The organism is Kutzneria kofuensis (assembly GCF_014203355.1).
Classification (GTDB): Bacteria; Actinomycetota; Actinomycetes; order Mycobacteriales; family Pseudonocardiaceae; genus Kutzneria; species Kutzneria kofuensis.
The window spans coordinates 24,783-39,770 of record NZ_JACHIR010000002.1 but is presented as its reverse complement, the minus strand read 5'-3'; the positions used below and the strand labels follow the sequence as shown (position 1 = coordinate 39,770).

The following is a 14,988-nucleotide window of genomic DNA, read 5'->3' as shown; positions in this document are numbered from 1 at the left end:
CGCGACCACCTGCCCGACTGTCATCGGTCCGGCCGGAGGCGTGGCTGGAGCCCGGCCAGCACGATGTCCGTCAGCTGCTCCGAGGAAGCGGCGGGTGCGGCGCCCGCGCGGCCGGCGGAATGGCGGGTCAGCATGCCGATGATGCCGACGAGATTCATCGGCGTGACATCGGGCCGGAGCATGCCCTCCTCGCGCGCGCCCGCGACGATGTCGTCGAGCAGTCGCCACAGCGTCAGCGTGACCCGGGCCAGTTCGTCGTCGATCGCTCGCAACCCGTGGTCGGCGTCGAAAAGGGCGAGGCTGACCCGCTGCCGCACCATGCTGCGGGTGAACCGGGCCAGCGCCGCCCACCGGGTGGGTTCCTCGGCCAGCGCGATCCGTGCCTCGTCGGCCATCGTCGCGGTCTCCCGGGCCAGCACGGCGAGCAGCAGCGCCTGACGGCTGGGGAAGCGCCGGTACAGGGTGCCGATGCCGACGCCCGCCTCGCGTGCGATCGACTCCATCGGCGCGTCGATGCCACAGTCGACGAACATCGACCCGGCGGCGAGCAGGATGCGGTCGTGGTTGCGTTGGGCGTCCGCGCGCATGTTCTCCCCTAGAGACTGATCGGCCAGGCGTCCGTGCCGCGCAGCAGCGCGGTCAGATCCGCCGTCTTCCCGGCCTTGGCCGTCTCGACCTGCTGGCGTGCAAGGTCGTCGTAGGTCGGTCGCCGCGCGGCGCGGAACACACCGGTCACCGTGGTGTCCAAACGGGACAGTGCGAAGGCGTGGCAGAGGTCGTCCGCGTCGTGGATGACGGCGTTGTCGGAGCAGCCGTCGACGACGGTCAGCTTGCAGCGTGCCCTGGGGCGCGCGGATCTCGGCGGGGAAGTTCGGCAGGGTGGCGAGGTCGTTGCCGAACGCGGCGGCCTCGGAGGTGCGCGTCCCCCTACCCACGTCAACACTCATCAGGACCCCAACGTTCGGCTGCGCTCGTCGCGCCAGGATCCGACGCGGTCCTAAGACCGCCCTAAACCCGCCGCGCCGCCGGGCGTCCGTTCGACGGAGCTGCGGACGATCCATGCACGCCGGCTCGAGACCGAAGGGACTTCGTTCCGGATGTCATCGTGGCGGTGCAAGCCCTTGGCCTGCGCGTCGAACCGGACTGGGGGCCGCTCCCGGCGAAGAACGATCGAGTCGGCCCGGGCTTTTTTCGCCGTCGGAGGCGTTGTTCTGCGTTGTTTGTTCATCGTCCGACCGGCGATCGTTATCAAGCGCAGCGCACTAGAGATGGTGTCATGACGTCCACTGGTGTGAAGAAGCTGCTCGGCGGCGCCTTGGTGATCGCGGGCGGGCTGGCGATCGTCGCCGCTCCCGCGGCCTCGGCGGCCCCGCACTACTCCTGCGTGACGACCGGCGGCGTGGTGTTCCGCGCCGGCCCCGGCCAGAACTACCCGGCCGAGGGCCGGACCTATCGCGCCCAGGGATTCGACGCGCTCGGCTTTCAGGCGAGTTCGCAGGACGGCGCCGTCTGGGCCAACGGCAATCTGCAGAACGGCCCGGCCAACGTGTGGCTCCCCGCCTCATACGTGGGCACCTGCTGAATTTCGTCATCACCGAACAGGGAGGAACAATGGCTAATTTCGGACGCATTCTCGTCGCATCAGCCCTTTGCGCGCTCGCCATCGGCGCAGTGGCGGCCATCGCCGCGCCCACGGCCTCGGCGGCGCCGCAGCCCGGCGGCATGAGCAGCCAGCAGTTCACCGAGGCCGAAGGCGTCGCCCCGGACACCCGGGACCAGGACGTCAAGGACCAGGCCGTTCAGGACGGCAAGGACCAGGACGGCAAGGACCAGGTGATCGCCGGCTGACCGAGCCGACACGCGAGGCTCGGCGGCTCGGAGGGAACCGCCGGGCCTTTCCGCGTTCAGCCGGGATCAGCGGTCCTCGGCGTCGTTCTCGGCGTACGCGGCCAGGTTGGCCAGCGAGGAAGCCAGCCCGACGGCGTGATCGGAGGCGGAGATGCCGTCGGGGACGTCGTCGGCGCGGATCTCCACCAGCGTGCCGGGGTGGGCGGCGGCGACCGACCAGGTCATGACCATCGTGCCGGCGTAGGCGGGGTCGTCGGAGACGAACTCGACCGCCTGCACCACGCGCACACCCGGGACGATGTCGACGAAACGTGCCTCGACGACGTCGGAGTCGGCGGTGGCCTTACCGGGTGCCCCGGACGCGTCCGCATAGGTCAGGGTCAGTCGGTACGACCCGCCCGGGCGCGGGTCGAAGTGGTCGAACCGGCCGCTCATGCCGGCCGGAGGAAGCCAGGCCAGGAGCGCCGCCGGGTCGATGAGGGCCGCGTACACGCGTTCCGGCGGGGCGGCGACCACCCGAGATGCGGTGTCGGTCCGTGGCATGGCGCCATGCTAGACGCAGGGCAGGGGGAACCAGCCGAAGCACAGTCGCCAGTGCCGGCCGGCCTTGAGGTGTGTGACGACCGCGCGCTGCAGCGTGCTCTCCTGCGGCAGCGTGTCGAGATCGGCGGCGACGCCCTCGGGCACGTTGAAGACGAAGTAGAGGACGTCCTCGTCGCACTCGACGGCGGGCGCGAAGAGACGGAACCGGCGCTGGAACCGGACGATGTTGGCCTCGGCCGGCAGGCATTCCCGCAGCTGGGGATCCAGCAGCCACGAGCGGCAGATGGCGTGTCGGTAGTGCTCGTCCGGGAAATGCGCGGGGAAGAACTCCGTGGCCGCCCGCAGCGAGGCGTCCACCAGCTCGGGCGTGAGTGGCCCGTCGGCGGCGATGTGCAGGTCCAGCACGGGGCTGCCGGTCTCAGGTCCGCCGGTCAGGTCGGCCGGCAGCGTGGACCGTTCGAACTGCAGCCGGCCGAGGCGGAACAGCTGGCCGCGGAAGTGCCGGACCAGCCAGTTCTGCTTGTCGAGACCGCCGACGCCGTGGCCGAGGCGATAGGACAGGGCCTTGGCGCCGACATCGGCGAAGGTGTCCCGCATGACGTCGTCCGAGACACCGAGCGCCCGCAGCCGCTCCATCGCGGTCGGAATCGCCAGCAGGAACAGGTTCACGTAGAAGTAGCGGCCGACGGCGTCCGGCGTCAGGTCCGGCCAGGCGGTCGGCTCCGTGCTGGTGAACAGCTCGTCATGCCGGCGGGCCAACGCGGCGCGCAGCTGCGGGGACCGCTCCATGATCGCCAACGCCTCGACGGCCGGCTCGATGTCGACGGTCGGCACGCCCAGCTGGCGCAGCCGAACCCGTGCCTCCGACCGGGAGGGGAACACGACCGTCGCCGTCATCGCGGCACACCGCCCACCATGCCGATCGACAGGGCCTTGTCGCCCGATGGCCAGGCGAAGGACACCAGACCCGCCGGTCCTCCCGGGGCGAGCCGCCCGTGCTCGGCCGCATCCACGTGGTGTGGCGACAGAGTGCCCATGCCCCGGAGTGTGCCACTGGCCCGTTGTCCTCGCGCGGACTCGCCCAGCGAGGGCGGTTGAAGTCACGGGCGTTCGTATCGCACGTACAACGGCGAAGCCATGATGACGGGGAACGGGAGGCTCGGTGGCCGCAGGACCGCGGTGATCCGGGCGTGTCCGCCGAGATAGGGAGCGAAATCGCGGTACTCGGCCGTGCAGGCGACTTCCCGGAAGTACGTCGCCAGGTTCTGCTCCAGGTCGGTGCTGTCCTCGGCGGAGCCGCCGAACAGCCGGCGCAGTCCACCGGGGGGAGCCGCACGGTGGGCCTTGCTCGCCGCGTCGAGGATTCGGGCGACGTTCGCGTGCGTGGCCACGGAGTAGCCGCCGCGCCGTTCCGGCGGAGCGCCACCCGTCGTGGGGGACACGCTCGCCCGGAGATGCTGGGCCGACCCGTGCAGCACGATGCGCGGGGTGGTCACCGCGAGGGGTTCGGCTTCGCAGAACAGAACCGCGCCGGGCGCGGGTTCGGTGTCGACGAGCGCCATGCCGATGTGGCCTTCGAACATGACCCACTCACCCCGGTCGACGTCGGGTTCGGTGTAGTAGCGACCGGAGCCGTCGAGGTACTCCATCAACTTGCCGAGCCGTCGGTCGTCCTCGGCGATCGCCGTCGGTTCGACGTCGAGCGAGGCCTCCACCGGGCTGAACTTGAGCCCGGCCCCCAGTTTCCTGACGCGCAGTCCCTGCCACCACGCGGTCCGCATCGGGACACAGTTGCGGACCTTCTCACCCGACACGTACACGAACTCGTGGTACACGGATCCTCCGCTCGTTCACGCCATGACCGTCGTGGACCACTGGCCGTCGAAATCCTCGGTCGCGACGACGACCTGCCCGTCCACGATCGCGGCCAGCTGCACACGCCACGCGGCGCCGACGTCGAGCGCGACCCGGTGGCAGTGCCGGTCGGCCAGCTGCTGCCACTCGGTCTGCTGCTCGCCGGTACGGGTCCTGGTCCACAGCCCGCCGGGGCCGCCGACGGCCAGGGTGAGGCCGTCTCGTTGCCCGACGCAGGCCACTTCGCCCACTTCATCGGGGGCCGCCACCGTCCCCGTCGCCAGCCATTGGCCGTAGTGCTGCTCGAAGACCGCGAGTTCACGGGAACCGGCGCCGGCGGCGAAGCACACCGGTTCGCCCCAGGTGTTCAGCCCGAGGGCGGCTGATCGCACGTCGGGCACGGAGAGCCGGTGCAACCGCTCGGGATCGTCGTCGGTGAGGATCACCAGCTCGGAGGTGTGCGACAGGGCCGCGACGATCCCGACGCCGTCATGGTCGACCGTTGCGGCCAGCACCCGCCGCAGGTACGCGCCGGCCCCACTGCAGCGGACCTCGCCGTCCACCGCCGTATCCACAGTGGACATTCGATCGCGGACCGGGTCGACGAGATAGGCCCTGGCCGAACCGGTGGCGGTGCGGACGACCGCGAGCCCGGCGTCGACTGCAGCCCGGCCCACGGCGGTCCAGGCGCCGGCGCGACCGACCATGAGCCGTTCCGCCTTGTCGATGGCGAACTCGACCGTGTTCCCGGCGCCATCGGTGACCGAACGAACCAGCACGGGTGCGTGCGGCGCGTCGGCATCGGCCACCAGCACCTGGAGTGAGGCGGGTCCCAACCGGGCTCTGGCCAGGGTCGTGCCGCGGATCGCGGTGATCGTCGCGGTGCGGAACCCGTCGACGCTGAGATGCAGGTCGGCGTAGCGGAGGCCGGTGGGCGTGGCCGTGCCCAGTTCGGCGAGCTCGGCCACCCAGTCCACCAGGCATGCCGGCCGGTCGTGCGGATCGGCCGACAGCAGGGCCGACACGTGTCGCGCCAGCGCGGCCGGGCGGCTGGCGCGGACCAGCTGGTCGAAGCACTCCGCGGCGGCGTTCTCGACCTCCGGATTGCGCCCGGTGAGCAGGTAGAACACCACACCGCCGAAGGAGTACCGGTCCGCCTCGGGACTGCCCCGGCCGACCAGTGCCTCCGGGGCCGTGTAGCCCTTGTTCTGGATGGTGGTGACCAGCCCGCTGTGCAGCGGCACGGCGAAGGTGAAATCGATCAGGTGGACCCGGTCCGTGCCGGCTTCCACCAGCACGTTGGCCGGCGAGATGTCCCGGTGGGCGATCTCGATCCGGCTGGTGGCCAGGCCGTCGACGATGCCGGCGAGCTGGGCGGCGACCGCGCACACCTGCGGGAAGGTGGGGTCGCGCTTCAGCCAGCCGGTCAGGTCCGCCCCGTCCACCCAGGGCGACAGCACGTACAGGGTCCGGACGCGGCCGGCCTCGCCCGGCGGGTGCGGTCGGGGACCCTTGAAGACCATGGTCGCGCCGACCACGCCCTCGACCTGCAGCTGGCCGGTCACCTGCAGGGTGTGGTGCGCCCGCTGGTACCACCGTTCGAGGGCGTCCGCCATGGACTCCTCGAGCCCGGTCTCCAGGTTCTCCGCGTGCAGGATCTTGACCGCCCAGTGCAGCCGGTCGCCGTTGCGGATGACCGAGGTGGCCCGCCACACCTCGCCCTCGCCGCCGCGGCCGACTGGTTCCTCCAGCCGGTACGTGTCGGGGTTGTCGCCATCCCCGACGTACCACCCCGGCTGTGCTCGCCCGTCGTCCGGGCGCGTCCTGTCACTCACGGTAGGTGTAGCGGCTCTTGGGAGCGGGCTCGTCCCGGGAGCTGTCCGTCGTGGCCGACGGGCTGGCCTCGGCCAGCGCGACGTGCAGTTCGCCGAGCTGGTCGTGCAACCGCTGCATGATCAGCACCTGGGCGGCGGCCGGCGAGTCGACCTGGGCGCCGACCAGCGCCGTGATCGACGGATAGTCCGATTCCATGCTCGCCAGCCGGCCGAGCAGGTCGCACAGCGCCGCGAAGGGCGGCGTGGTTCGGCTGAGCCGCAGTCCGTTGGCCAGAGCCCTGGTGAAGACGTTCACGTCCGTGATCGGCTGGCCCAGCTCCCGGCTGAGCAGGCGCTGCAGGACGAGGTCCCGCCACACGGGTTGGCCGAACACGCGCTTCGTCTCGTCGTTGCATCCCTTCGTCAGGTCGGCGATGAGGCCCCGCAGCTCGTCGCGACGGCCGTCCCAGTCGGCGGCGCCCGCCATGCGCAGCCGGTCGAGCGCGGCCCGCGTGCGGTCGGGCAGCGGACCCGGCCGTGGCGGCTCGGTGAGCCGCTCGCCGACACGGTGAACGATGCCGCCGCCCAGACCGGCGAAGTAGTCGGCCAGCACGTCCAGCCCGCCCACGGTGGTCGGGTCGCCGCCGCCCACCTTGACCAGTTCCTCCAGCAGGGCGTGGTTGGGCACGATGGTTTCGTTCGGCTGGTACCGGCCGCGGCGGTGGAACAACTCGGCCGTGCTGATGCCGATGGCGTGCAGGCGGATGTCGGCGTCGTTGTGCAGGTGCGCGACCAGGCTCACCGGCTCCTGGTGCGTGTACACCATCTCGCCGGTGCCCTGGTCGCCGGTGGGCGTCCAGTTCGCCCCGTCGCTCACCAGCACGATCAGCTTCTCGTTGCCGGGATGCCCGTGCTGGTACAGCAGGTTGGCCGCCTCGTGCAGCGCGTTGCCGATGTTGGTGCCACCGGACGGACGCAGCAGCGCGATCGCGGTGCGGAAGTCGGCCACCAGGTCCTCCGGCGAGCTGCCGTCCAGCTGCGCCATCCCGCCGCCGCGCGGGAACTTGTGCCGCGCCTGCTCGTTGAACTCGACCAGCGCAAGCCGGGACACCCGCCCCGACACCTGGAGCCGGATGTCGAGCATCTCCATCAGCGCCCGTTTGAGCGCGTCGAGCCGGGTCATCCAACGCTCGCCGCGTGACCACGGCCCCTCGACGTCGGCGGGCAGGTCGTCGACGGTCATCGAGTTGCTGACGTCGGCGAGGACCACGATGTCCACGCCGGCCCGCACCGACGACACGTAGAGCTCGACGGCCGTGTCCCTGGTCAGGCAGGCCAGGCCCGATCGCGGCCCGCCCAGGTCGATCTCCCGCACGCGGTGCGGCACGCCGTTGACCGTGAGGAAGACGTCGGCGGCGCCGTCCGGGACCCACAGCAGCGTGCCGGCGAGCCCGCTCCGCGCGATCTCGCGGGCGGCGTCGCCCGGATCGATCTCGGTCGGCAGTTCGAGGACGACGCGCCGCGCCGTCCGCGGGGTCACCGGGTCGAACCGCCAGGCTTTCCCGCTGTCGGACGCGTAGAAGTCCCAGGCGCTGGCCAGCTCGTCGGCCATCGCCACGTGACCGGGCGGGACCTCGGGCAACTCGGCGGCGAACACGGCGATCTGCACCAGGTCCTGGCCGGAGTAGAACTGCAGCAACCCGGTCCCGCCGGGCACTCCGACGGGCAACCCGATGCGGTTGTCGCTGATCGGACCACCGCCGGGCACCACGACCAGCTTGTGGGACGTCGAGTCGAGGCTGCTCATCGGCTCCGCCCTCCAGGTCCGCGCTGCGACCCCTCCAGTTGCACTCTGACCCCGAGTTGCTCGCTGTAGGACCGGATGGCGGCCCCGCCCCGTCCGACGAACCTCCCGCGCAGGTCGTCGCGCAGCTTGACGAACAGCATGGCCGGGCGGGAGTTGCGGGCCGCCTTGTACTCGGCCAGCACGAGCGCGGCGGCGAGCTCGTGACCGAACTGGCCGTCGTTCCTGATCACCAGTGCCCGCAGCCGCTCGACCAGTTGCAGGCCCTGCTGGTGCAGTGCCGCCGCGCCGTCGAGCTGTCGGTCCCAGTCGTGCCGCGCCCGTTCCAACGCGGCCGTCGCCGCCCGGTTGCCGCGCATGGTGTTCCCCTCGGCCTCAAGCAGCCTGCGGATGCCCGGATAGTCGGTGGCCAGGTCGGGGTCGAAGCGTCGCAACGTGTGTGCGAACCCCTGCAGGCTGGGCAGTCGTTCGCGGCTTTTCCGCAACGCGGCGCCGGTGATGATGCGGAACACGACCTCGCTCGGGTCGAGGGCGCCCCTGACGCGGTGCCGGTCGCACTGGCCGAGGCCGATCCGCTCGCCGCCGAACACCTGCCAGCGCATCGCGTGCCGGGTGCACATCCGTCGTTCGCACTGCTCGAAACTCCGTGAGAAGTGCTCGCAGCGGACGGTGCCGACGTCCTGGCAGTGCGGCTGTTCGCACCGAGGGAAGGCCTCGTCGAAGCAGGAGGGGCAGTAGTCGACGTCGGGGTCCCGAGGGTGGGCGCGCCGGTGCGCCGCGCACCACGCCCGCTCCCGACGGCAGGCCTTGCCGGCACAGCGGAAAACCGCGGGTGCGCCGCATCCCCGGCAGGACGGGCGGTGCTCCGGGCAGGTTGGCGTCAGCGAGCCGTCGAGGATGACGACATGCTGGTCACAGACCCGGTTGTTCCTGGTGTCCGACGGGCAAGCGGTGCACACGAACGGCGCATAGCGGCTCTCGCCCACGGCCTGGCATTCCTTGCACCGGTAGTGCAGTCGCGGCCGTTCGCGCACCGCGACGACTGAGAACACCGTGTCCGGTGTGACGCGGTCGAACCCTTCGGGCAGCCACACCACCTCGAGTCGGATCTCGCCGTCAGGCCCGTCGAGTTCGTGCACCCGCCGCTGCCGCAGGGCACAGCCGTGCAGTGCGGGTTCGAGATCGTCCCAGAGCTGCTTGTACTCCTCGGAGTTGGTGGGCGTGGCGCGCGTTCCCCGCAGATCGAGCACCAACTCGACGGCGTCGCTCATACCCTGCCGTTCCCTTCGCCGTGGTGACGTCGATCGCCGGCGCGGCGGTCGTTTCCTGTTCTGCTGCCACGGTTTCGGCCACGGTCGTCGCGCTGCGACCGACCCGGCCGACCGCCCTGCCGTTGCTGGGTGGCCGGTTGCGCCGGCTTCGCCTCGGCGATCCGGCTGCGCCACGAGCCGAGGACGATCGACGTCTGGCTGGGCGCGGACCGGTTGAGCAGGGCCAGCAGCGGGCCGCCGGGCGTCGTGTCGGTCAGCGCGGCGAGGCTGCTGTCCAGCAGCACGTTCTCGCCCGCGGCCGACCACCACGACAACATGTCGGTTTCCGTGGTGCCACGGGTGATCCCGAGATCGGGGAGGTCGAGCGCCAGCAGCACGGGGGCGATCTCCTCGGCGTCGGCGTCGAGGTTGCGCAGTTCGACGGCGGCGGCGCGGACAAGGTTGCGGGCGACGTCGCGAGCCGAGTTCGCCTTCGGCGCGGGCGATTCGGCCGTGTTGCGGCGGCCCGAGCCGTTGCCCTGGCCGTCCGGCCGGCGCTGGTTGGGCTTGGTGTCGTCCACCACCAGGCGGGCACGGAGGCCGTCCGCGACCGCTCGGGCCCGGTTGTCCTCCAGGATCCGCTGGCGCGCGTTGCCCTTCCGGCGCCCGTCCCGCACCATCCGCCGCGCCTGCATTGCCAACGCTGCCAGGAGAAGTGCCTGCGTTCGGACACCGGCCAGCGTGGCGGCGCCGTCCAGACAGCGCACCACGACGGTCAGCGTGCCGTCGGGTTCCAGCCCAGGGTGAACGTCCATCCGGTCGAGCAACGCCACGCCGTCCCTTCGGCGCAGGTCGGCCTTGACCCGGTCCAGGTGCTCGGCGGCGGTCGAGGCGAGGAATCGGGTTGCCAGGTGCGAACGGGAGCCGGCCAGCCAGCGCGAGCCGACCCGGTCCCGCGGGGCGCCTGCGGTGGTCACACCGCGACCGAACAGGGCGATCAGCGCCGGCACCTGCACCCGGAGCAGGTTGCACAGAACTTCTTGTTCCACCGGCGAAAGAACCTCGATCGTGTGCGTGTCGCCGCCGAGCACGGCCGGGTGCTGCGCCGTGCCGAGCGCCGGCGGCACCAGGACGCCGCCGGTGGCCCGAACGACCTCGGACAACTGTCTCAGCACACCCGCGAACGCTGTGTAGGCCTCGTCCCGTGCCGTCCTGGTGCCCAGCCATGTCATCGGTACCGACGCCGTGAACAGGCCCGGAACGCCTGGCACCGCGGTGGCGCGGAGATGTGGCGCCGAAGCGAACACACGGGCCATCGCGCCCGGTTCGACACCGAGAACGGCGAAGGCCTTGTCGATTGCCTGCCGTGTGGCCCCTATCCGGGTCAAGCTCGCCAGCATGCCCAACGGGTCGCTCTTGAAGGGGTGCTTGTTACATCGCGTGGTCACACCTCCCGGTACGGCACACCGCTCCTTTTCCCTTGTATGAGGGAGAACTCGAGTCGAGCGGATCAGTTCTCACGCGGCCGACGCGCCCGAGCTGGTCGATGCGCTGGCGCTCGCCGCCGCCGTGCAGATCCTCGACCTCGTGCCGCGCGGCCGACGCGCCGCCGCCACGCGAACGGGTCGTTGACCCGGTTCGGGGCGTAGGTCATCATCGGCTGCGTGAGCGACCCTCTCACCCTTGCCGCGCTCGGCGGCGTCGTGGCCGCCGAGGGCATCAAGTTCCTCTACGGCCAGGTCGCCGAGGTGGTCAAGGCGTGGCGAACCCGTCGGGACGAGCGGCGGAAGGCCCTGGAGGTGCCGATCGTCCCGACGGCGGCCCTCGACGCCGCACCGGCCCGCACCGAGGTCGACGCGGCGGTCGTCGATCAGCACCACGCGGCGATGGTCGAGCTGTGGGCACGGCTGGCGCCCTACGCGAACGGCCTCCAGGAGGTCGACGTCACCGATGACGAGCTGGCCCGAACCGCCGGCGAGTTGCGGGCGCTGCTGGAGGCCGCGTACGGCCAGCGTTTCACCTTCCGCGGTGAGCACCGCGAGCCGACCGGCACTCTGGTCACGGTGACTCAAGCGGTCGGCCCGGTGTCCGGCCGTGTGGTCGGCGTGCGGGGCGATGTGGGCTCCGGCGCCGCGGTCGAGGTGCGGCAGGAGGCCACCGAGGTGACTGCCGACGGCACGGTGATCGGGGTCGATGGCCGGATCAGCGGGTGATCCTCGACTTCACCAGCTACCTCGCCGAACGCGCCGAGGAGTTCACCGGCCGGGAGTGGGTCCTCGACGCCCTGGCCGCCTGGCGGGCCGACCCGGCCGGCGAACGGTTCTTCCTCATCGTCGGCGAGCCGGGGGCCGGCAAGACCGCGGTGGCGGCCCGGGTGGCCGGCGACGCCGACGCCGTGCACTTCTGCTCGGCGCGGGACCGCCGCTGGATCATCCCGCGCACCTTCGCCGAATCGGTGAGCGAGCAGCTCGCCGCGGCCAAGCCGGCGTTCGCCACGGCGCTGCTGCGGCACGCGGCCCGCAACGTCACGATCCAGCAGACGGTCGCGGGGGACAACGCCGGCCAGATGGTCGGCGTCGGCACGCTGGTCGTGGACGGCTCCGCGGACGACGCCTTCGACCGGCTGGTTCGGACGCCGATCGAGGCGGTCACCGAGCCCGTGCTGCTGTTGGTCGACGGGCTGGACGAGAGCCTGGCCTATCCGGGCTCGGTCACGATCGCCGACCTGGTCGCGCAGTCGGCCGAGCTGCCGCCGTCGGTGCGGTTCGTGCTCACCTGCCGTCCGCTGCCCGATCTGGTGCGGATGCTGCGGCGGGCGGGCGCCCGGGAGTGCGTGCTCTCGCCTCGTGAGGGCCCCGGCCGCAATCTCGCCCTGCACGACGTCGAGCGGTACGTCGAGCGACTCGCACCCGACTTCGACTTCGCCCCGGAACTGTCCGTGCCGCAGTTCGTCGCGGCCGTGCGGGACCGCAGCGGCGGCAACTTCCTGTTCACCCGGCACCTGCTGTTCAACCTTGCGCAGCAACGGATTCCCGTCACCCGCGCTGCGATCACGGCGCTGCCGCGCGGCTTGGACGGCGTCTATCTGGACTTCCTGTATCGCCTGGCCGGCCCGGGACAACGCGGACGGTACCGGGAGATCGCCGCGGTCCTGGCCGTTCTCGCCGTCGCGCAACAGCCTCTCGACGAGGACCACGTCGCACGGTTCACCGGCCTGCCGGCGGTGACCGTTCGCGGAGCGCTCACCGACCTCCGCCAGTTCCTGCACACCGACGACACCCTGCCGGCCACGACCCGCACGTACGCGCTGTATCACGCCTCCTTCGCCGAGCTGCTGCTCGACCGCGACCGCGCCGAGGAGTACTGGGTCGACGGGGCGGCCGCGCACCACGCCATCGCGGTGGCCTACCTCGGCGGCGATCGGTCTCATTGCGACGACTACGGCCTGAACAGCCTGGCCGTGCACCTCTACGAGGCCGGCGACGTCGGGCCGTTGCAGTCCCTGGTGGACGCGGCCTGGATCGCCGAGCGCCGAAGCCGCCGCAACGACGGATACGACGGTGTGCTCGCCGACCTCGACCTGGCGTGGCGCGCCGCCGAGCAGGCCGATCGCTCGGCGGTGGCAGCCGGTCGGCCGGCTCCGTACCTGGCCGACGAGCTGCGCTGGGCGCTGGCCGTCGCCAGCGTGGGCACGCGGGTCCTGCCGACGGCGTTGCTGCGCGAGTTGGCCCGTACCGGCGTGTGGAGCGCCGAGCAGACCCTGGGCTACGCCCGCCTGCACCGATCGGCGCCGGACCGGTCCGAAACCCTGGCGGCGTTGGCGCCGGTGCTGCCGGAACCGCTGCGCGGCGAGGCTTTCCTGGAGGCGGTCGCCACCGCGGAGGGACTGGTGGCCGCCGGCACGGAACCGGCGGCGGGGCGGCGGGTGGCCGTGCTCGCCGGGCTCATCCCGTTGCTGCCGCTGGATCTGCGTCGACGGGCCGTCGCCGCGGCGCTCGACAACGCGCGGCAGCTGTCCGATCAACGCCGCGTCGCCGGCGGCAACGTCGGCCACTACGGCAGCCAGTTCGGCGAACTCTATCGGCACACCGGGTTCCGCAGCACCGCGCTCGACCGGATCGCCGCCGCCCTGGCGCAGGTCGGCTGGTCCGATGACGCCGCCGAGCTGCGGCGGATCTGCGAACTGCCGGACGACGCGGCGTTCGGCGAGGCCACGGCGGGGATCCTCGCCCGGCTGACGGACATCCAGTCGCCGCCGCCGGAATCCGGCGACGCCGTCACGGCTGCCGACGTCCGCCGGCAGCTCGCCGAGGTCGCGTCCGAGCCGATCAACGACGCCGAGATGCGGTCCGCCACGGCGATCACGCTCGCCGACAACCGGCCGGACCCGACCGACCCCACCCCGGCCGCCCGGCTCGACGAGCTGATCCGCGCCGCGCCATCGCCCTACAGCGCAAGGGATCTCAGTGCCATGGCGGCCCCGTACCAAGCCGCCGCGCTGGCGGAGCTGGCGGGCCGGCTGCCGGACGACGCCATGGCCAAGGCATTGGACTTCGCCGAGCGCATCTCCGAACCGCACGCGCGGCGCCGAGCCATCCGAGCCCTGGGGCCGTTCCTGCCCCAGTCGATGCTGCGGGACGTCATCGCGCGCCCCGGCGCCGCACTGCTCGCGCCCCTCGTCGACGTCCTGTCCGACCCGTTGCTGCTCGACGCCCTCGCGGCCGTCCGGGAGATCTCCGACGTCGACTCCCGGGCCGCCGGACTCGCCGTGCTGGCGCCGCACCTGCCCGAGCCGCAGGCCGGGGAAGCGGTCGGTCTTCTGTCCGAGTGGCTCGCCAGCACCGACCCGGCGCCGCGCGGCGCCCTTGGCGCCGTGGCCGGACACCTGCCGGCCGACCTCGCCGCACGTGCCTTCGCCGCGCTGCGCAGGGTGGCGCGACCGGTCAACACCTGGTCGGGACCGGACCGTGGGAGTGTCACGGCGATCCTGGGGCTCGTTCCTCACCTGTCCGAGCCGGACCGAACCGAGGCCCTGCAGCTCATCCAGGTGGCGGTCGAGCGGGGAACGTGGCGGCCCCGGTCCTGGGGCTTCACGGACGCCCAGTCGCCGATCTTCGCCGCCCTCGCGGCCGTCCGCGCCTGGCCGCCGTCGTCGGATCGCGACCACGTTCTCCGTATGCTGGTCGACCACGCGATCGACCAGGCCCGGACGGCGCGATACGGCCGTGACTACGAGACCTGGATGCTGCGGTACCGGATCGGGCTGTTCATCGTGCTGCTGCCCCACCTGCCCGAACCCCATCTGACCGAGGTCGCCGACATCGTCCTGCGGATGATCGTCGACAAGTCCACCGACACCCTTCCGGCCGACCAGACCGCCGCCCTGGCCGCGCATCTGCCCGCACGGCTCCTGGACGTCGCCGAACGCGCCATCACCGCCGCCCCGCTGCCGCGATTCCTGCCCGCGGACCTGCTGCCCGCCGCCCTGGACGTCGCCCGCCGGCGCGGCAACGTCGACTGGCTCTTCGCCGTCGCCGAGCGCGGCCTGCTCGCCTCGTGCCTCACCGTCGCCGAGGAGATGGGCGGCCCCCTGCTCCGGCTCGAGGTCGTCACCCGCCACGCACACCAGCTCGCCCGGCTGCCCGCGCCGGAGTTGTACGAGGTGTGGCGGGCGACCCTGCATGGCCTGGCCGGCCTGGACCGCCGCCGTTTCCTGGCCCACCTGCGGGACCTCGGCCCCGTCATCACCGCTCTCGCCGGCCCCGCCGGTCGCCCGGCCGTCGTACGGGCCGTCGACGCGGTCGCGGCCATCTGGCCGTGACCCCGGATCCTCGGCCCGCCGGTGAGCATGGCGGCGCGGTAGGAGCGGGCGCCC

Annotated in this window: 14 protein-coding genes; 4 read left to right on the top strand and 10 right to left on the bottom strand. The window is 72.0% G+C overall.

All coding sequences use genetic code 11. The features are described from left to right. Positions 1 to 20: 20 nt before the first annotated feature. Both BJ998_RS39525 and BJ998_RS39520 read right to left on the bottom strand, forming a co-directional pair. Entirely contained in the window at positions 21 to 587 is a 567-nt protein-coding gene (locus BJ998_RS39525; RefSeq protein WP_184869269.1) for a TetR/AcrR family transcriptional regulator, read from the bottom strand. Positions 588 to 595: 8 nt separating this feature from the next. Further along, a complete protein-coding gene (locus tag BJ998_RS39520) occupies positions 596 to 736 on the bottom strand; it encodes a hypothetical protein (protein WP_184869268.1) in 141 nt (46 codons plus the stop codon). A gap of 540 nt (positions 737 to 1,276) precedes the next feature. On the opposite strand from BJ998_RS39520, the gene BJ998_RS39515 reads away from it, so the two are divergent. Then, the gene (locus BJ998_RS39515; RefSeq protein ID WP_184869267.1) at positions 1,277 to 1,582 is read left to right on the top strand and encodes a hypothetical protein; all 306 of its coding nucleotides are present in this window, start codon (positions 1,277 to 1,279) and stop codon (positions 1,580 to 1,582) included. Between the two features lie 29 nt (positions 1,583 to 1,611). After that, positions 1,612 to 1,848, top strand: coding sequence for a hypothetical protein (locus BJ998_RS39510; RefSeq protein WP_184869266.1), 237 nt, complete (start codon positions 1,612 to 1,614; stop codon positions 1,846 to 1,848). 66 nt (positions 1,849 to 1,914) lie between these two features. Here the strand turns inward: BJ998_RS39510 and BJ998_RS39505 are convergent, their stop codons facing one another. From BJ998_RS39505 to BJ998_RS39470, 8 genes are all read right to left on the bottom strand, one after another. Then, positions 1,915 to 2,391 carry an SRPBCC family protein gene (locus tag BJ998_RS39505; protein ID WP_184869265.1) on the bottom strand — a complete coding sequence of 159 codons (477 nt, stop codon included), beginning with the start codon at positions 2,389 to 2,391 and terminating at the stop codon, positions 1,915 to 1,917. Positions 2,392 to 2,400: 9 nt separating this feature from the next. Continuing rightward, complete coding sequence (locus tag BJ998_RS39500; protein WP_184869264.1) at positions 2,401 to 3,288, bottom strand: acyltransferase domain-containing protein; 888 nt, start codon at positions 3,286 to 3,288, stop codon at positions 2,401 to 2,403. Continuing rightward, positions 3,285 to 3,428, bottom strand: coding sequence for a hypothetical protein (locus BJ998_RS39495; protein WP_184869263.1), 144 nt, complete (start codon positions 3,426 to 3,428; stop codon positions 3,285 to 3,287). The genes BJ998_RS39500 and BJ998_RS39495 overlap by 4 nt, the downstream gene beginning before the upstream one ends. 63 nt (positions 3,429 to 3,491) lie before the next feature. Then, a complete protein-coding gene (locus BJ998_RS39490; protein WP_184869262.1) occupies positions 3,492 to 4,226 on the bottom strand; it encodes an SAVMC3_10250 family protein in 735 nt (244 codons plus the stop codon). Positions 4,227 to 4,241: 15 nt separating this feature from the next. Further along, complete coding sequence (locus BJ998_RS39485; RefSeq protein ID WP_184869261.1) at positions 4,242 to 6,080, bottom strand: serine/threonine protein kinase; 1,839 nt, start codon at positions 6,078 to 6,080, stop codon at positions 4,242 to 4,244. After that, the gene (locus BJ998_RS39480) at positions 6,073 to 7,866 is read right to left on the bottom strand and encodes a vWA domain-containing protein (RefSeq protein ID WP_184869260.1); all 1,794 of its coding nucleotides are present in this window, start codon (positions 7,864 to 7,866) and stop codon (positions 6,073 to 6,075) included. Before BJ998_RS39480 ends, BJ998_RS39485 begins: the two co-directional genes overlap by 8 nt. Continuing rightward, complete coding sequence (locus BJ998_RS39475) at positions 7,863 to 9,134, bottom strand: hypothetical protein (RefSeq protein ID WP_184869259.1); 1,272 nt, start codon at positions 9,132 to 9,134, stop codon at positions 7,863 to 7,865. Before BJ998_RS39475 ends, BJ998_RS39480 begins: the two co-directional genes overlap by 4 nt. Beyond that, the gene (locus BJ998_RS39470) at positions 9,131 to 10,345 is read right to left on the bottom strand and encodes a hypothetical protein (protein ID WP_184869258.1); all 1,215 of its coding nucleotides are present in this window, start codon (positions 10,343 to 10,345) and stop codon (positions 9,131 to 9,133) included. Before BJ998_RS39470 ends, BJ998_RS39475 begins: the two co-directional genes overlap by 4 nt. A gap of 432 nt (positions 10,346 to 10,777) precedes the next feature. Between BJ998_RS39470 and BJ998_RS39465 the strand changes: the two genes are divergently transcribed. Together BJ998_RS39465 and BJ998_RS39460 are read left to right on the top strand one after the other, a co-directional pair. Further along, complete coding sequence (locus BJ998_RS39465; protein ID WP_184869257.1) at positions 10,778 to 11,326, top strand: hypothetical protein; 549 nt, start codon at positions 10,778 to 10,780, stop codon at positions 11,324 to 11,326. Next, positions 11,323 to 14,934 carry a P-loop domain-containing protein gene (locus BJ998_RS39460; protein ID WP_184869256.1) on the top strand — a complete coding sequence of 1,204 codons (3,612 nt, stop codon included), beginning with the start codon at positions 11,323 to 11,325 and terminating at the stop codon, positions 14,932 to 14,934. Before BJ998_RS39465 ends, BJ998_RS39460 begins: the two co-directional genes overlap by 4 nt. The last annotated feature ends 54 nt before the right edge of the window (positions 14,935 to 14,988 follow it).